Source organism: Nocardioides sp. HB32 (assembly GCF_054058995.1).
In genome coordinates, this window is the sequence record NZ_JBSSBS010000001.1 from 3,851,782 (window position 1) to 3,868,512 (window position 16,731).

17 protein-coding genes are annotated in these 16,731 nt (G+C 72.9%); 3 read left to right on the top strand and 14 right to left on the bottom strand.

Annotated elements, in window-relative coordinates:
• Positions 1-10 precede the first annotated feature (10 nt).
• The 12 genes from ACVW2K_RS19375 to ACVW2K_RS19430 form a co-directional block, all read right to left on the bottom strand.
• On the bottom strand, positions 11-451 hold the full coding sequence (locus ACVW2K_RS19375) for an acyl-CoA thioesterase (protein ID WP_028636153.1): 441 nt from the start codon (positions 449-451) through the stop codon (positions 11-13).
• Positions 451-4,017 (bottom strand): chromosome segregation protein SMC, encoded by a 3,567-nt coding sequence (gene smc / locus ACVW2K_RS19380; protein ID WP_457203618.1) that lies wholly within the window; start codon positions 4,015-4,017, stop codon positions 451-453. The genes ACVW2K_RS19375 and smc overlap by 1 nt, the downstream gene beginning before the upstream one ends.
• Positions 4,018-4,214: 197 nt before the next feature.
• Positions 4,215-5,474 carry an MFS transporter gene (locus ACVW2K_RS19385; RefSeq protein ID WP_457203619.1) on the bottom strand — a complete coding sequence of 420 codons (1,260 nt, stop codon included), beginning with the start codon at positions 5,472-5,474 and terminating at the stop codon, positions 4,215-4,217.
• Positions 5,475-5,527: 53 nt separating this feature from the next.
• A complete protein-coding gene (locus ACVW2K_RS19390) occupies positions 5,528-5,740 on the bottom strand; it encodes a hypothetical protein (protein WP_457203620.1) in 213 nt (70 codons plus the stop codon).
• Positions 5,741-5,817: 77 nt separating this feature from the next.
• Positions 5,818-6,705, bottom strand: coding sequence for a bifunctional DNA-formamidopyrimidine glycosylase/DNA-(apurinic or apyrimidinic site) lyase (gene mutM, locus ACVW2K_RS19395; protein ID WP_028636157.1), 888 nt, complete (start codon positions 6,703-6,705; stop codon positions 5,818-5,820).
• Between the two features lie 12 nt (positions 6,706-6,717).
• The gene (gene rnc, locus ACVW2K_RS19400) at positions 6,718-7,515 is read right to left on the bottom strand and encodes a ribonuclease III (RefSeq protein WP_081790256.1); all 798 of its coding nucleotides are present in this window, start codon (positions 7,513-7,515) and stop codon (positions 6,718-6,720) included.
• Complete coding sequence (gene rpmF / locus ACVW2K_RS19405) at positions 7,470-7,655, bottom strand: 50S ribosomal protein L32 (RefSeq protein WP_081790257.1); 186 nt, start codon at positions 7,653-7,655, stop codon at positions 7,470-7,472. The genes rnc and rpmF overlap by 46 nt, the downstream gene beginning before the upstream one ends.
• 41 nt (positions 7,656-7,696) lie before the next feature.
• On the bottom strand, positions 7,697-8,221 hold the full coding sequence (locus ACVW2K_RS19410) for a YceD family protein (protein ID WP_231496125.1): 525 nt from the start codon (positions 8,219-8,221) through the stop codon (positions 7,697-7,699).
• Positions 8,222-8,326: 105 nt separating this feature from the next.
• A complete protein-coding gene (gene coaD / locus ACVW2K_RS19415) occupies positions 8,327-8,800 on the bottom strand; it encodes a pantetheine-phosphate adenylyltransferase (protein ID WP_028636159.1) in 474 nt (157 codons plus the stop codon).
• A gap of 10 nt (positions 8,801-8,810) precedes the next feature.
• Positions 8,811-9,383 carry a 16S rRNA (guanine(966)-N(2))-methyltransferase RsmD gene (rsmD, locus tag ACVW2K_RS19420; protein WP_457203621.1) on the bottom strand — a complete coding sequence of 191 codons (573 nt, stop codon included), beginning with the start codon at positions 9,381-9,383 and terminating at the stop codon, positions 8,811-8,813.
• Positions 9,384-9,438: 55 nt separating this feature from the next.
• Positions 9,439-11,679, bottom strand: coding sequence for an ATP-dependent DNA helicase RecG (locus ACVW2K_RS19425; protein WP_457203622.1), 2,241 nt, complete (start codon positions 11,677-11,679; stop codon positions 9,439-9,441).
• A gap of 21 nt (positions 11,680-11,700) precedes the next feature.
• On the bottom strand, positions 11,701-13,368 hold the full coding sequence (locus ACVW2K_RS19430; protein WP_457203623.1) for a DAK2 domain-containing protein: 1,668 nt from the start codon (positions 13,366-13,368) through the stop codon (positions 11,701-11,703).
• 174 nt (positions 13,369-13,542) lie between these two features.
• Between ACVW2K_RS19430 and rpmB the strand changes: the two genes are divergently transcribed.
• The gene (gene rpmB / locus ACVW2K_RS19435; RefSeq protein ID WP_011756723.1) at positions 13,543-13,728 is read left to right on the top strand and encodes a 50S ribosomal protein L28; all 186 of its coding nucleotides are present in this window, start codon (positions 13,543-13,545) and stop codon (positions 13,726-13,728) included.
• Between the two features lie 75 nt (positions 13,729-13,803).
• On the opposite strand, the gene ACVW2K_RS19440 is transcribed toward rpmB, so the two are convergent.
• Positions 13,804-14,748: a thiamine-phosphate kinase gene (locus tag ACVW2K_RS19440; RefSeq protein ID WP_457204094.1), complete on the bottom strand. Its 945-nt coding sequence runs from the start codon at positions 14,746-14,748 to the stop codon at positions 13,804-13,806.
• 91 nt (positions 14,749-14,839) lie between these two features.
• Between ACVW2K_RS19440 and ACVW2K_RS19445 the strand changes: the two genes are divergently transcribed.
• Positions 14,840-15,076: an Lrp/AsnC ligand binding domain-containing protein gene (locus ACVW2K_RS19445; RefSeq protein ID WP_028636164.1), complete on the top strand. Its 237-nt coding sequence runs from the start codon at positions 14,840-14,842 to the stop codon at positions 15,074-15,076.
• Between the two features lie 30 nt (positions 15,077-15,106).
• Positions 15,107-15,595, top strand: a complete 489-nt coding sequence (locus tag ACVW2K_RS19450; RefSeq protein ID WP_457203624.1) for a DUF3515 domain-containing protein — start codon at positions 15,107-15,109, stop codon at positions 15,593-15,595.
• On the opposite strand, the gene ACVW2K_RS19455 is transcribed toward ACVW2K_RS19450, so the two are convergent.
• The gene (locus ACVW2K_RS19455) at positions 15,592-16,713 is read right to left on the bottom strand and encodes a D-alanine--D-alanine ligase family protein (RefSeq protein ID WP_457203625.1); all 1,122 of its coding nucleotides are present in this window, start codon (positions 16,711-16,713) and stop codon (positions 15,592-15,594) included. The genes ACVW2K_RS19450 and ACVW2K_RS19455 overlap by 4 nt on opposite strands.
• Between the last annotated feature and the right edge of the window lie 18 nt (positions 16,714-16,731).

The following is a 16,731-nucleotide window of genomic DNA, read 5'->3' on the forward strand; positions in this document are numbered from 1 at the left end:
GCGGACGAATTCAGGCACGCAGGAGCGGGGCGAGTGCGGCGCGCATCACGTCGGGGACGGGCGTCACGGGACGCGCGGGGTCGGTGTTGTCGACGTACACGTGCACGAAGGTGCCCTCGGCCGACGCCTCGTCGCCGTCGCCCTGGAAGATCCCGACCTTGTAGACGACCGAGGACCTGCCCAGGCGCTCGACGTACAGGCCGACGTCGACGGGGTCCGGGTAGCCGACCTCCGCGAAGTAGCGGCAGCCCACCTCGGCGACCACGGCGACGACCGGCAGCGTCCGGATGTCGACGCCCAGGGACCGGTCCATGTGGTTGTTGACGACGGTGTCGATGATCTCGAAGTAGCGGGCGTTGTTCATGTGCCCGTAGACGTCGATGTCGGCCCAGCGGGTGGTGACCCGTTCCCAGTGGACGTACCGGTCGCGGGTCGGTCGGTCGGCCGGCACTAGGCCGGCTCGGCTTCCCTGAGCCGCTGGCTGATGACCGCGGACACGCCGTCGCCGCGCATCGTCACGCCGTACAGGGCGTCACCGACCTCCATGGTCCGCTTCTGGTGGGTGATGACGAGCAGCTGGGAGTTCTCGCGCAGCTCCTCGTAGATCTCCAGCAGCCGGCCCAGGTTCGTGTCGTCGAGCGCCGCCTCGACCTCGTCGAGGATGTAGAACGGCGACGGCCGCGCCTTGAACAGCGCCACCAGGAACGCCACCGCGACCAGCGACCGCTCACCGCCGGAGAGCAGCGAGAGGCGCTTGACCTTCTTGCCGGGCGGGCGGGCCTCGACCTCGACCCCGGTGGCGAGCATGTCGTCGGGGTCGGTGAGCACCAGCCGGCCCTCACCTCCCGGGAACAGCCGAGCGAACGTCGCGTCGAACGCCTTGCTGACGTCGGCGTACGCCTCGGTGAAGACCTGCTCGACCCGCTGGTCGACCTCGCGGACGATGTCCAGGAGGTCCTTGCGGGTCTTGCGGAGGTCCTCGAGCTGCTCGGTGAGGAACTTGTGCCGCTCCTCCATCGCGGAGAACTCCTCGAGGGCGAGCGGGTTCACCCGGCCGAGCTCGCGCAGCGCACGCTCCGCGATCCGGAGCCGCTTCTGCTGCTCCTCGCGGACATAGGGCACGGGCTCCGGTGCCTCCTGGCCCTCCTCGGGCTCGCCACTGAACGGGACCGGCTGGTCGGGGCCGTAGTCGGCGACCAGCCCGTCGGCGTCCAGGCCGAGCTCCTCCAGCGCGCGCTCCTCGAGCTGCTCGATCCGCATCCGCTGCTGGGTGCGGGCCATCTCGTCGCGGTGGACGGAGTTGACCAGCTCGTCGTGCTCCTTGGCGAGGTCACGCAGCGTGGCGCGGACGTCGCGGAGCTCCTGCTCGCGGCCGCTGCGCGACTGCTCGACCGCGGCGCGTGCCTCGGCGGCCCGGTGGACGGAGACCTCGAGCCGGGCCAGGACGAAGGCGACCGCGACGCCGACCGCCTCGGCGGCCCGGCCCTCGCGGACCAGCCGCTCCCGCCTCTCGGCCGCCCGGGCGCGGGCCTCCCGCTCGGCGTTCGCGGCGCGCACCAGCGCGTCGGCGCGGCCGTGCATCGCCCGGGCGCGCTCCTCCGACGTCCGCAGCGCGAGCCGGGCGTCGGTCTCGGCCTGGCGCCCGTCCCGGGCCTCCTCGACCAGGCGCTCCCGGGTGCTGGTGTCGGGCTCCTCGTCGGGGGCGTCCTCCGCGGCGGCCAGCCGGGTCTCGAGGCCGGTGAGCCCGGCGACCGCCTGGGTGCGGGCCTCCTCGGCCTTCTCGATGGCCGCGGCGAGCCGGTCGGCCTCGCCGCGTGCGGCGCGGGCCTGGGAGCCGTACTGCCCGAGCTCCTCGGCGACCGCCGCGAGCGTGGCGTCGGACTCGTGCAGCTTGGCGAGTGCGACGTCGACCCGCTTCTGCGCGTCCAGCCGCTCCGCCTCGAGGCGCGACATGTCGAACCCGAGCCGCTCGGAGGAGGCGATCGCCTCGGCGAGCTGCTCCGCGGCCTCGTCGACCGCAGCCTGCACCTCGATCAGGCTGGGCTGGCTGGACGATCCGCCGGACGCGTAGTGGGCGCCGAGCACGTCGCCCTCGCGGGTCACCGCGGTGAGCGCCGGCAGGTCGCGGACCAGCGCCCGCGCGGCGTCGAGGTCGTCGACGACCGCGACCCGGTCCAGGAGGCGGGTCAGAGCCGGGAGCAGCGGCTCGGGGCACTCGACGACGTCGACGGCGTACGACGCGCCGACGGGGAGGCCGGGCCAGTCTCGGTCGGCTCCGTCATTCAGGGGGGGGCCCGCGCCGAGGAGCATTCCGGCGCGGCCGAGGTCGTCGTCCTTGAGGTGGCCGATCGCGCGGACCGCGGCGTCGGCGTCGGCCACCGCGACCGCGTCCGCGGCCGCGCCCAGCGCCTGGGCGACGGCGGCCTCGAAGCCGCTGCGGACCGTGAGCAGGGCGGCGACCGAGCCGAGCAGGCCGAAGACCTGGTCGGAGGCGGCCAGCAGAGCACCGGCGCCGTCCTTGCGGTTGAGGCCCATCTCGAGGGCGTCCTTGCGGGCCGCGAGCGCGGTCCGGTCCCGATCCGCCTGGCGTGCCTCGTCGCGGGCCTTGGCCAGCCGCTCCTCGACGTCGTCGAGGAGGGCGGTGGCGGCCTCGTGCTCCGCGTCGAGGCCCTCCTCGCCGGCGTCCAGGCCGGCGACCTTGGTCTCGAGCGCGGTGAAGTCGCGCTGGGCGCGGTCGGCTCGCGCGACCGCCTCCTCGCGCGCCAGGGTCAGGCGGCCGACCTCCTCGTCGGCGGCGGAGGCGCGGGACTTCATCGCGTTGACCTGGCCGTGCAGCCGGGCCAGCCCCTCGCGGCGATCGGCGGCGGCGCGCTGGAGGGCGACGATCTTGCGGTCCTCCTCCGCGGCGGCGTCCTCGGCGGCCCTGCGGGCCGTGACCGCGTGCTCGAGCGCCGTGCGGTGGGCATCGACCTCGGCGGCGATCCGCTGCTCCTGCTCTCGGACCTGCGCCGCCTCGGCCTCGAGCTGCTCGGGGTCGCGGCCCGACCGGGCGGCCTCGACGTCGGCGGTGCCGGCGGCGTTGCGGACCCGCTCGGCGGCCAGCGACTGGGTGCCGCGCAGCCGCTCGCGCAGCCCGGAGAGCGCGAACCAGGTCTCCTGCGCCCGCGCCAGGGCCGGCAGGTCCTCACGGAGGGCCGCCTCGAGCTGCGCCTCGTGCTCACGGGCCGTCGCCGTCTGGGCCTCCACCTGCTCGCGGCGCGCGACCAGGATCGACTCGTCGGCCATCTCCTGCTCGAGCGCGGTGCGGGCGACGACCAGGTCGTCGGCCATCAGCCGGGCGCGGGCGTCGCGCACGTCGGCCTGCACGGTCTGCGCGCGGCGGGCCACCTCGGCCTGCCGGCCGAGCGGCTTGAGCTGGCGGCGGATCTCGCTGAGGAGGTCGTTGAGCCGAGTCAGGTTGCCCTCGGTGGAGTCGAGCTTGCGGAGCGCCTTCTCCTTGCGCTTGCGGTGCTTGAGGACGCCGGCGGCCTCCTCGATGAACCCGCGGCGGTCCTCGGGGGTCGCGTGCAGGATCGTGTCGAGCTGGCCCTGCCCGACGATCACGTGCATCTCCCGGCCGATGCCGGAGTCGGACAGGAGCTCCTGGACGTCGAGCAGCCGGCACGAGTTGCCGTTGATGGCGTACTCCGAGCCGCCGGAGCGGAACATGGTGCGGCTGATCGTGACCTCGGCGTACTCGATCGGCAGCGCGCCGTCGGTGTTGTCGATGGTCAGCACGACCTCGGCGCGGCCCAGCGGCGGGCGGCCCGAGGTGCCGGCGAAGATGACGTCCTCCATCTTGCCGCCCCGCAGCGACTTGGCGCCCTGCTCACCCATCACCCAGGCGAGCGCGTCGACGACGTTGGACTTGCCGGAGCCGTTCGGACCCACGATGCAGGTGATCCCGGGCTCGAGCTGCAGCGTGGTCGACGAGGCGAAGGACTTGAACCCCTTGAGGGTCAGGCTCTTCAGGTACAACGTGCGGCTCCCAGCTCATCGGTCGTCGGTTTCGTCACCGCTGAGGACGAAGGCTGCATCATCGCAGCAGGCCAAGGGGGAAGCTCAGCGAGCCTCACGATACCGGCAGCCACGCTCCAGGTGCGGCATCCGCGTCATCGCCGAGTCGTCCGGTACTTCTCCGACACGGGCCCGGGAGGACCAGCTGCACCGAGCGGCTACGCCGGCGAAGGCTCGCTCGCCTCGTCGGCGTGCGCGATGTGGGTGAGCTGCCCCCAGATCAGCACCACGAAGAGCGCGGAGCCGGTGAACGCGAACCAGAACGGAGCGGTCACGCCCCAGTGCTGGGCGAGCACGCCGCCGACGGCGGAGCCGATCACGAGGCCGCCGTACGTGCCGACCAGGTTCACGCTGCCGACCCGGCCCTGGAGCTCGGTCGGCACGGCACGCTGGCGCACCGTCATCGACGTGGTCCCCCAGATGAACGCGTGGGCGCCGAACACGAAGAAGATGCCGAGCGCGACCCACGGGGTGCGGGTCAGCGCCAGGGCCAGGTGGGTGAAGGTCTCGAAGACGAGCCCGATCCGCATGATGTTGCCGAGGCTGAGCCGCCGGGTGATCCAGCCGTAGGAGAGGGTGCCGACCAGCCCGCCGACCGCCGAGAAGGTCGTGAGCAGGCCGAACCCGATCGCGCCCATCCCCAGCCGCTGCGTCGCGTAGAGGACGAGGATCGACCAGGCCGCGCCGAAGGTGATGTTGAAGACGAAGATCGTCAGGACCAGGGTCCGCACCGCCGCGTTGTGCAGCACCCAGCGGAACGCCTCGGCGATGTCACCGGACAGCGCGTGGCGCAGCTGCGTGTCGCGGGTCCGCTCGCGGCGGTGCGGCGGGAGGACCACTCTGGAGATGAGCACGGCGCCCAGTGCGACCACGCTCGCCTGGGCGGCGAACGGCACGGCGTGGCCGACCGCGAACAGCGCCGCCCCGATCGGCGGCCCGGCGAGCTGGTTGACGGTGATGAAGCCGGTCACCAGCCGCGAGTTCGCGATCGCCAGGTCGTCGCGGTGCACCAGCATCGGCATCAGCGTCGAGGAGGTGTTGTCGGCGAACACCTCCGCCGTCCCGAGCAGGAACATCGCCAGGAGCACCAGCGCGATCGAGGCGACGTCGGTGGCGACCGCGACGGTCAGCAGCACCAGGACGCCGGCGCGGAGCAGGTCGACGGTGACGATGATGAGCCGCCGGTCGAGCCGGTCGGCGAGCGCGCCCGCCAGGAGCCCGAAGACCAGCGGCGGCAGCCACTGGAGCAGCGCGCCGAGGGCGACGAGGAACGGGTCGTGCGTCATCGAGGCGACCAGCAGCGGGCCGGCGGCCAGCGCGATGCCGTCGCCGAGGTTCGAGACCCACGAGGACGCGAGCAGCCAGCGGAACCCGACGCCGAACCGGCGGGGCGCGACGATCTCGACCAGGCTGCTCACAAGGGAGCGAGACTAGTCGGCCGAGTCCTCGGGAGGCGACTCGATTTCGGGGATCAGGCGGGCTGCATCTCCTGGTGCATCGAGGCGGCCTCGATGTCGAGAAGCGTCGCGGCCTGTGCGGCCGTCAGCCTGTCGTTCTCCTCGGTGAGGCGCAGGACCAGCGCCTCGAGCTCGCCCACGCGCGCACGCAACCGGTCGTTCTCGGCTACGAGTCGGGCGGGGGTCCGCAGGTCGCTGTTCATGTATCCGATCAGCGCCTTGGCCATGGATGGACCTTCCGGGTCGTGAGGGGTCGCCCGCGGTGGCGGGCCGTCTTCAAGAGTCCCACCCGGGGCCCGCATGGTCAATCCGGGACGGCCGACGCCTCCGGGCGTGGCCGGCGCCGCCGCGGAGGGGGCTGGCAGACCGGGCAGAAGTACGACGAGCGGTTCATGAAGGCGACCCGCCGCACCGGTGCGCCGCACCGGTCGCACGGCTCTCCCTCACGGCCGTAGGCGTGCAGGGAGCGGTCGAAGTAGCCCGACTCACCGTTCACGTTCACGTACAGCGCGTCGAACGACGTCCCGCCCTCCCCCAGCGCGGCGACCATCACCGCGCGGGCGTGCCCGAGCAGCTCACGGACCTGGGTGGCGGTGAGCCGGTCGCCGGGCCGCTCGCCGTGCAGCCGGGCCCGCCAGAGCGCCTCGTCGGCGTAGATGTTGCCGACGCCGGACACGAGGTTCTGGTCGAGCAGCTGGCGCTTGATGCCGGAGGACCGCTTGCGGACCTTGCGGACGAAGAGGTCCTCGTCGAACTCCGGGTCGAGCGGGTCCCGGGCGATGTGTGCGATCTCCGGCGGCAGGTCGGCGCCGGCATCGGAGATCGAGAGCCCGCCGAACATGCGCTGGTCGACGAACCGCATCTCGCGGTCCTCGTCCGCCCCGTCGAGGGCGAACCGGACCCGGAGGTGCCGCTCGTCGGGAGCGTCGGCGGGCTGGACGAGGATCTGGCCGCTCATGCCGAGGTGGCCGAGCAGCGCGTCGCCGTTGTCGAGCGGGAGCCAGAGGTACTTGCCGCGCCGCCGGGCGGCCTCGACCCGGCGCCCGGCCAGGGCCGCGGCGAAGCCGTCGGGGCCGCGCAGGTCGCGACGCACCGGGCGCGGGTGGAGGACGTCGACGCGGGCGATCGTGGCGCCGACGACGTGGCGCTCGATGCCGGCCCGGACGACCTCGACCTCGGGCAGCTCAGGCACGGCGGCCGGGGATCAGCTTTTGCGGACGGCGTGGGCAGCGGCGTCGAGCGCCGGGTCCTCGACCCCGAGGTCCGTGGCGATCTCGCCGTACGCCGTCTCGGCGGCGGCCTGCTCGGCCTCCTTCTTGGAACGGCCCACGCCGTTGCCGTAGAGGCCGTCGCCGACCCGCACCTGCGCGGTGAACGTCTTCATGTGGTCGGGACCGTCGTCCTCGATGACGTACTCGGGGACACCGAGCCCGTGCTCGGCGGACAGCTCCTGGAGGGAGGTCTTCCAGTCGAGGCCGGCGCCCAGCGCGGACGCAGCCTCGATCAGGGGGTCGAAGAGGCGGTGGACGACGTCCGCGGAGGTCTCGAAGCCGCCGCTGAGGTGCACGGCGCCGATGACGGCCTCGACCGTGTCGGAGAGGATCGATGCCTTGTTGCGGCCGCCCGTCGACTCCTCGCCGCGGCCGAGCTTCACGTGGCCGCCGACGCCGATGTCACGACCGACCTCGGCCAGGGCACGAGCGTTCACGACGGCGGCGCGGAGCTTCGCGAGCCGACCCTCGGAGAGGTCCGGGTGGGTGCGGTACAGCGTCTCGGTGACGACCACGCCGAGCACGGAGTCCCCCAGGAACTCCAGCCGCTCGTTGGTCGGCAGGCCACCGTTCTCGTACGCGAAGGAACGGTGGGTGAGGGCACGCTCGAGGAGCTCGGGGTCCAGGACAGGATCCCCGAGCGCTGCTCGGAGCTCGGCGTAGTTGGTCAGCGGACCGGGTCCGGTCAGAGGACCTGACGACGGTCGGCGCGTGCGCCGTACTGACCGCACTCGCCGCACGCCCGGTGCGGCAGGTGCTTGGCACCGCAGGCGGGGTTCGCGCACGTCACCAGGGTCGGCGCGACGGCCTTCCAGGCCGAACGACGGTGGCGCGTGTTGCTGCGCGACATCTTCCGCTTCGGGACAGCCACTGTTTTCTCCTCTATCGAGACCGGGTCTCCGGTCCTGAACGTCAGTCTTGGTCCTGCTCGTCCTGCTTCAGGGCGGCCAGCCCTGCCCAACGGGGGTCCACCGGCTCCTCGTGCGAGTGGTCCGGGTCGTCCTTGAGCCGGGCCCCGCAGTCGGGGCACAGTCCGGGACAGTCGTCCTCGCACAAGGGCTGGAACGGTAGTGCGAGCACCACCGCGTCCCGCAGCAGGGTCTCGAGGTCGACCAGGTCTCCCTCGAGCATGCTGACCTCGTCGTCCTCCCCGGAGGAGTAGTCCTGGTCGTCGTACACGAACAGCTCCTGGAACCGGACCTCGATCTCGTCGTCGATCCGCTCCAGGCACCGCGCGCACTCACCGGCGAGCTCGGCCGAGGCCGAACCGGTGACCAGCACACCCTCCATGACCGCTTCCAGCCGCAGGTCGAGCTCGACCGGCGATCCTTCCGGGACATGGAGGACTTCGATGCCCAGATCTGCCGGTGCCGGAACCGTCCGCGTCACCTCGCGCTGGGACCCCGGGCGGCGGCCGAGCTCGCGGGTGTCGAGCACGAGCGGCGCTCTCGGGTCCAGGCTGCTCAGGTTTTCACTTCCGGATTCAGGCACAAACAGATCAGCGAGAAGCGTACCGGTCGGCCGGGCGCGCGGCCAAATGCGTCAGGACAGCCGCTCGAGCAGCCGGGTGTGCACGCCGGGCGGAACGAGGGCGGAGACGTCTCCACCGAGCGAGGCGACCTCCTTCACCAGGCTGGACGAGACGTACCCCCACGAGGCGTTCGTGGTGAGGAACACGGTCTCGACGCCGGTCAGGTGGGCGTTCATCTGGGCCATCGGCAGCTCGTACTCGTAGTCGCTGCCGCCGCGCAGCCCCTTCACGATCGCCTGGGCGCCGATCTCGCGGCAGAAGTCGACGATCAGGCCGCTGAAGCCGCTGACCGTCACGTTCGGGAGGCCGGAGCACACCTCGCGCAGCATCTCGAGCCGCTCGTCGGGCTGGAACAGCCGGGACTTGGACGGGTTCGTCCCCGTCGCGACGACGAGCTCGTCGAAGATCACGGCCGCGCGCCGGATGATGTCGAGGTGCCCGTTGGTCACCGGGTCGAAGGATCCGGGGCACACCGCGCGGGTCATGGCGTGGAGGCTATCGCTTCACGGAGTCGGACTCGGCGTACCACAGCGTCGTCTCGCCGTACCTCTTCGAGCGGGTGCCGGCGACGTGGGCCGGCCAGACCGGCTCCGGGCTCCGCGACGAGCGCTCGACGACCAGCATCGCGCCGGGCACCAGCCAGCCGCCGGCGGCCAGCCGGCCGAGGTCCTCCGCGACCGCGGCGTCGCCGAGCGGGTACGGCGGGTCCATGAAGACCACGTCGTACGGCGCGGTCGGGGGCCGCGCCAGGGTGCTGCCGACCGGCGCGCACACGACGTCGGCCTTCGCGAACCCGAGCGTGCGGGCGTTGTCGGCGATCAGCGCGGCCGTGCGGCGGTCCGACTCGACCAGCGTCACCACGCCCGCACCGCGCGACCAGGCTTCCAGGCCGATGGCGCCGGAGCCGGCGTACAGGTCGAGGAAGCGCAAGCCGTGCAGGGAACCGCACCACGACTCGATCGCCGAGAACAACGCCTCACGCACCCGGTCGCTGGTCGGACGGGTGGCCGCGCCTCGAGGCGTGTTGATGCGACGGCCACCGGCCGCTCCCCCGATGATGCGGGTCATGGCGTTCCGGCGTCCTCTGTCGGAACGGAGCCGAGCGAGCACGCGTCGGGCGGGATCACGACTTCTCCATGAAGCCGGACTGGACCGACTCCTCGAGGCGGGCCACCTCGGCGGCCAGGTCGGGCGCCTGGCGGAGCCGGGGGTCGGCGTCGAGGAGGGCGTTCGCGGCCTCGCGGGCCTGCAGGATCGTCTTCTCGTCACGTAGCACCCGGAGATTCTGCAACCCCGAGCGGTATCCCGACTGCGACTTCCCGAGAACGTCGCCCTCGCGGCGCTGCTCGAGGTCCACGCGGCTGAGCTCGAAGCCGTCGGTCGTCGCGGCGACGGCGTCCAGCCGGTCGCGTGCGGGCGAGCCGGGCTCGGCGTGGGAGACCAGCAGGCACAGGCCGGGCAGGCCGCCGCGTCCGACCCGGCCGCGGAGCTGGTGCAGCTGGGAGACGCCGAACCGCTCGGCGTCGAGCAGCACCATCGCGGTCGCGTTGGCGACGTCGACGCCGACCTCGATCACGGTCGTGGAGACCAGCACGTCGATCTCGCCGGCGGCGAACGCGCGCATCACGCGGTCCTTCTCGTCCGGCGGCATCCGGCCGTGCAGCTTCTCGACCCGTAGGCCGGCCAGCGGTCCCTCGGCGAGCTGGACCGCGACCTCCTCGACGGCGGCCAGTCCGCCGGCGGGACTGGCGGCGGGCACGACGTCGCCGTCCTCGTCGAGGTCGAGCTGGTCGCTCTCGCCCTGCTCCTGCTCGTCGCCGGTGATCCGCGGGCACACGACGTACGCCTGGTGGCCCTTGCCGACCTCCTCGCGCACCCGCTCCCACACCCGGCCGAACCACGTGGGGCGCTCCGCCAGCGCCACGACGTTCGTCTGGATCGGCGCGCGGCCGGCCGGCAGCTCGGTGAGCGTCGAGGTCTCCAGGTCGCCGAAGACCGTCATCGCGACGGTGCGCGGGATCGGGGTCGCCGTCATCACGAGCACGTGCGGCGGGGTGCCGGCCTTGTCGGTGAGCGCGGCGCGCTGCTCGACGCCGAACCGGTGCTGCTCGTCGACGACCACCAGGCCGAGGTCGGCGAAGATCACCTTCTCCTCGAGCAGCGCGTGGGTGCCGATCACGATGCCGGCCTCGCCGGTGGCGATCCGCGACATCGGCCCGGTCCGCTGGGCCTTGGTCATCGAGCCGGTCAGCAGCTCGACGTTCGTGGCGTCGGCGACGCCGCCGAGCATGCCCCCGGTGGCGAGGTCGCCGAGGAGCGCGGTGATCGAGCGGTGGTGCTGCTGGGCGAGCACCTCGGTGGGGGCGAGCAGTGCGGCCTGGCCCCCGGAGTCGACGACACGCAGCATCGCCCGGAGCGCGACCACGGTCTTGCCGGAGCCGACCTCGCCCTGGAGCAGGCGGTTCATCGGGTGCGGCTGGGCGAGGTCCTCCTCGAGCCGGGCCCCGATCTCGCGCTGGCCGTCGGTCAGCTCGAACGGCAGCCGCTCGTCGAAGGCGGCCAGCAGGCCGCCCTGGTCGCCGGTGCGTGCCCGAGCACCCTGCTCGCGCAGCACCCGGCGGCGCTTCGCGAGCACCAGCTGGGTGACCAGCGCCTCCTCGAACCGGAACCTCCGCTGCGCGCTGCTGATCTCGCCCTGGTCGTGCGGGTTGTGGACGCGCTCCAGCGCCGTGCGGACGTCGAGCAGGTCGTACTGCCGGCGTACTGCCTCCGGCACCACGTCGGGGACGTCCTCGAGGATCGTGAGCGCGAACGCGACCGCGCGCTGGAGGTCCCACGAGTCCACGCCCTTGGTCAGCGGGTAGATCGGGTAGAACTCGCCGATCGCGTCCAGCGAGAGCTGGGCCGCGTCCTCGTCCGGCGTCCCGAACAGCACGACCTGGGGGTGCGTGAGCTGCCACTCCCCCCGGAAGCTGCTGACCTTGCCGAGGAAGATGCCGCGCCGCCCCACCGGCATCCGCTGCTGCTGCTGCCAGCGGCCGACCTTCTCGTTCTTCGCGAACATCGAGATGCGGAACGACGGGCCGTCGGTGCGGACCGTGACGTCCACGCGGTACGCCGGGCGGCCGGTGCGGCGGTCCTTGTAGGTGGCCAGGTTGCTGCTGGCGATCTGGCCGACGACGGTGAGCACGTCGCCTTCGTGCAGCTCGTCGATGCGGGTCAGCTCGCCGGTCTTGACGTACCGGCGAGGGAAGTGGTGCAGCAGGTCGCCGACCGTGCGCAGGCCGAGCTTCTCCTCGATCGCCTCGCGCTTCTTCTTGTGGTCGCCGAGCACGGCGACCACCGGCGAGTCGAGATCGATCACCCCGTCACTCCGTCCGTCCGCTCACTCGACCGACACCAGGAGCGGGTACCGCTCCTGGCCACCGTCGTACACCACGACGTCGACAACGGGGTGGTGCTCCTCGACGTACGCCGCACACCGGGTGGCCAGCGAGCCCTCCGCGTCGTCCGCGCCGGCGACGACCGTGACCAGCTCACCACCGCCCGCCAGCAGGCGGTCGAGGACGCTGGTCGCGACGTCGTAGAGCTCCTGCCCGACGACGACGAAGTCGCCCGACACCACCCCCAGGACGTCGCCGGCCTCGCACGGCCCGGCCATCGTCATCGCCTGCCGGACGGCGACCGTCACCGCGCCCTGGCGGGCGTGCCGCGCGGTCGCGGTCATCTCGAGCACGTCCTGGTCGAACGCGCGCCCGGGCTCGTGCACGGCGACGGCGGCCAGGCCGGTGACCTGCGCGTGGGTCGGGATCACCGCGACCCGGATCGCGCCGCCGGAGTCGGCCTCCGCCGTCCGTGCTGCGATCTGCGCGACCCGCACCGTGTCCTGGTCGTTGGGCAGCACGATCACCTCCGCGGCGTTGCACGTGGTGATCGCCTCCAGGAGCTGCCCGGTGGACGGCCGTTGCCCGGGACCGCCGGTCACGACGACCGCACCGGCCTCCTCGAACAGCGCCGCGAGGCCGGGTCCGGCGGCGACCGCGACGACCCTGCGCCCGGTGCGGGTCGTGGCGCGAGGGCGCGCCTCGACGACCTGCTCGGCGAAGTGGGTCACCCGGATCCGGTACGGCCGGCCGGCCGCGATGCCCGCCTCGACGGCTGCTCCGACGTCGTCGACGTGGACGTGGACGTTCCAGAGCCCCTCGCCGCCGACGACCACGAGGGAGTCGCCGAGGCCGGCGAGCGCCTCGCGGAGCGGAGGCACGGCGGAGTCCTCGGCGTCGAGGAGGTACATCACCTCGTAGGCGGGGCCCTCGGGTGTGAGGTCTCCGCTCGGAGCGTGCGGGATCGGGATCTGATGGCTGCCGATGGGTGCCGTGACCGGCGTCGGACGGCGCCCGGTGAGGACGGTCTCCGCGGCGTCCAGGATCACGCAGACCCCGCGTCCCCCGGCGTCGACGACACCGGCGGCGCGGAGCGCGGGCAGCTGGTCCGGCGTCCGCGCCAGGGCCTCCCGGGCAGCTGCCGCAGCCCTGGTGAACACGTCCCGGGCGCGTGCGTCGGGCGCCTTCGCGGCCTCGGCTGCGGCCTCGGCCGCCGCGCGGCCGACCGTGAGCATGGTGCCCTCCACCGGGGTGCCGACCGCGGCGTAGCTGGCGTCGGAGGCGCGCCGGATCGCGTCGGCCATCACGTGGGCGTTCCGCTCCCCCGGATCCGCCTGCGCGATCCGCCGGCCGATCGCCCCGAGCATCTCGCTGAGGATCACGCCCGAGTTGCCCCGCGCCCCGAGCAGCGCACCGCGCGCGAACGCCGCCAGCGCGGTGCCCGGGTCGGCGTCCGCGTCACCGCCGGCGGCGTCCCGGACGGCGTCCCGGACGGCGTCCCGCGCGGCCGACATGGTCAGGTAGAGGTTCGTCCCCGTGTCGCCGTCCGGAACCGGGTAGACGTTCAGCGCGTCGATCTCCTCGCGCGCCGCGGCCAGCGCGTCCACCGCGATGTCGACGAACCGCAGCACGACCGCGAGCGTGATGCGTCCGCTGCGGGGAGTTTCCATCGTCGTCCTCGATCGGGGACACTGGCCGGGTGTTGATGAGTGCCACAGGCTAGTGGCTCCCGCTCGATTTCAGGCGGGGCGGGCGCATCGGATACTCTTGTGCGGTTGCCCGCCCGGCGGGCCCCACGATTTCAGCTCAGTTCCCACATCATCGATTCGTTTCAGGAGTACACGGTGGCTGCCGTCTGCGACATCTGCGCCAAGAAGCCCGGCTTCGGCAACAACCGCCCGTGGTCGCGCAAGATCACGAAGCGCCGCTTCGACCCCAACATCCAGCGCGTCCGGGCCACCGTCAACGGCACCCCGAAGCGTCTGAACGTGTGCACCGGCTGCCTCAAGGCCGGCAAGGTCACCCGCTGACCCCACGCACTCTCCGCGGGGCCCCGACCTGGTGGTCGGGGTCTTCTGCATTTCGGGGTCCCGGCTCAGCTCAGCTCAGAAGTGCGTCCAGCCCGTGGGCCCGTCGTACTCCGCACCGTCGACCGTGACTCCCGAGCCCTCCGCGACCGAGCCGACCACGGACCAGCCGTCGGGGACGGCGCCGAGGTCCTCGAACGTCGCGAGCAGGGCGTGGTCGTCTCCCCCGCCGAGGATGAACGAGATCGGCTCGGCCCCGGTGGCCGCGCCGACCGCCTCGAGCGGCTCCGGCACGTCGAAGGCCGCGGTGTGCACGTCGATCGCGACCCCGGAGCCCGACGCGAGGTGGCCGGCGTCGGCGAGCAGCCCGTCGGAGACGTCGATCATCGAGGTCGCGCCGGCCTCGGCGGCGATCGGGCCGGCGTCGTACGGCGGCTCGGGCCGGCGGTAGGCCTCGACCAGCACCCTCGGTGACCGGAAGCCGCGGCCGAGCACCGCAAGGCCGCCCGCGGCCCAGCCCTGCCGGCCGGTGATCGCCAGCACGTCGCCGGGCCGGGCGCCGGAGCGCAGCACCGGGGACCGGGTGCAGGCGCCGAGCACGGCCACCGCGATCACCACCTGGTCGGCGCGGGTCAGGTCGCCTCCGACGACCGAGGCGCCCACCAGGGCGCACTCCTCCGCGAACCCGCGCGCGAAGTCCAGCGCCCACTGCGCAGGGAGGTCGGCCGGCGCCGCCAGGCCGATCGTCAGCGACGTGGCGCGGCCGCCCATCGCGTTGATGTCGGAGAGGTTCTGCGCCGCGGCGCGGTGCCCCACGTCGGCCGCGCTGGCCCAGTCGCGGCGGAAGTGCCGGCCCTCGACGACGAGGTCGGTGGACACAACGACGTGCCCGGTCCGCACCCGCAGCACGGCCGCGTCGTCGCCCGGCCCGACGATCACCTGCTCGCCCTGCGGGAAGAGTCCGACGAGCTCGGCGATCAGTCCGAACTCGCCGACGTCGGCGAGCGTCGCATCTGGTGGGATCGGCATGGCCCCATCCCACCAGATGACGGGGTCTGTACCTCACGGTAGGTTGGCGCACGACACAGCCGCTGATCGCACGAGGAGACACTCGATGGTCGTCCAGGCGTACATCCTGATCCAGACCGATGTCGGCAAGGCCGCCGAGGTCGCTGCCGCCATCGCCCAGGTCAAGGGCGTGACCCTCGCCGAGGACGTCACCGGGCCCTACGACGTGATCGTCCGCGCCGAGGCCCGCAACGTCGACGAGCTCGGCAAGCTGGTGGTCTCGAAGGTGCAGAACCTCGACGGCATCACCCGCACGCTGACCTGCCCGGTCGTGCACATCTAGGTGCATCCCGCAGTACGCCGGCGGCGCCCCGTGTCCCTGCGGACACGGGGCGTCGTCGCGTGCGCCCTCGTCCTGCTCGCCACCGGCTGCGACGACAGCTCGCCGGAGATCGACGCTCCCGACCTGTCCGCCGCCGATGCGAGCGCGTGCCGCGACCTCGTGGCCGCGCTGCCGAAGACGCTGGCCGGCCACGACGAGGTCGACGTCACCGGCGACGCGGGGTACGGCGCCGCCTGGGGAGATCCGGCGATCGTCCTGACCTGTGGCGTCGGCCGGCCCGGCGGCTTCACCGACACCTCGACCTGCCTGCAGGTCGACAGCACGGGCTGGTTCGTGCCGGACATCGGCCGGGTCACCGACGACCAGGCGCTCGACGTCACGACGACCGAGCTGAACTACCGGCCCCGGGTGCAGCTGCTCGTCCCGGGCGAGTACCGCCCCGACGGCTTCACGAACGCCGTCGGGGAGATCGGCGCGGTGATCGCGCAGACGCTCCGGCGTACCGGGCACTGCGTCTAGCGCAGGCCGGTGTCCCGCTGCAGCGCGAGCTTCACGAGCCGGTCGACGAGCGCCGGGTAGTCGACCCCGGAGGCCGCCCACATCCGCGGGTACATCGAGGTCGGCGTGAAGCCCGGCATCGTGTTGATCTCGTTGACGACCACGCGGTCGCCCGGCAGCACGAAGAAGTCCACGCGCGCCAGGCCCTCGCCGCCGACCGTCTCGAACGCGCGCACCGACAGGTCGCGGATCTGCGCGGTCACGGCGTCCGGCAGCAGCGCCGGTACGTCGAGCTCGGTGTGCTCCTCGGGGAGGTACTTGGCCGCGAAGTCGTAGAACTCGTGGTCGCCGGAGATCCGGATCTCGGCGGGCACGCTGGTCTCGGGCGTGCCGTCCATGGCCTGGAGCACGCCGCACTCGACCTCGCGGGCCTCCTCGGCGTACGCCTCGAGGAGCACCTTCGGGTCGTAGCGCATCGCCTCCTCGAGGGCGGCGGCGAGCTCGGTGTCGTCGTGCACCTTGGAGATGCCGATGCTGGAGCCGCCGCGGGCGGGCTTCGCGAACAGCGGGTAGCCGAGCCCCGCGGCGCGCTCGCGGCAGCCGACCTGGTCCTGCTCCCACTGGCGGGCGGTGACGGTCGTGGACGGCAGCACCGGGAGCCCCGCGGCCGCGAGCACGACCTTCATGTACGCCTTGTCCATGCTGACCGCGGAGGCGAGCACGCCCGCGCCGACGTAGCGCACCCCGGCCATCTCGAACATGCCCTGGATGGTGCCGTCCTCGCCCCACGGCCCGTGCAGGAGCGGGAAGACCACGTCCACCTCGCCGAGCGTGTGCGGCGGCCGGGACGGCTCCGTGACGACGAGATCCGTGGACGTCGCCTCGGGGGCGAGCGCGATCGTCGCGCGGTCGCCGTCGACCTGCGGCAGCCGGTCCGGTCCGCTGATGCGCAGCCGCTCCGGGTCGCCGGACTCCAGCACCCAGCGGCCGTCGGTGGCGATGCCGATCGGCACCACGTCGTAGGTGTCCCGGTCGATCGCGGCGAGCACGCTGCCCGCCGTCACGCACGAGATCGCGTGCTCGCTGGACTTGCCACCGAAGACGACGGCGACGCGGGGCTTCCGGCTGGGCTCGTTCATCGCGACGACCCTATCGGC

Excerpts from the sequence above, each read along its gene's own strand:
- ACVW2K_RS19455 (WP_457203625.1), bottom strand. The coding sequence starts at position 16,713 with ATGAACGAGCCCAGCCGGAAGCCCCGCGTCGCCGTCGTCTTCGGTGGC.
- ACVW2K_RS19390 (WP_457203620.1), bottom strand. The coding sequence starts at position 5,740 with ATGGCCAAGGCGCTGATCGGATACATGAACAGCGACCTGCGGACCCCC.
- coaD (WP_028636159.1), bottom strand. The coding sequence starts at position 8,800 with ATGACCCGCGCGGTGTGCCCCGGATCCTTCGACCCGGTGACCAACGGG.
- ACVW2K_RS19430 (WP_457203623.1), bottom strand. The coding sequence starts at position 13,368 with ATGGAAACTCCCCGCAGCGGACGCATCACGCTCGCGGTCGTGCTGCGG.
- ACVW2K_RS19445 (WP_028636164.1), top strand. The coding sequence starts at position 14,840 with ATGGTCGTCCAGGCGTACATCCTGATCCAGACCGATGTCGGCAAGGCC.
- rsmD (WP_457203621.1), bottom strand. The coding sequence starts at position 9,383 with ATGACCCGCATCATCGGGGGAGCGGCCGGTGGCCGTCGCATCAACACG.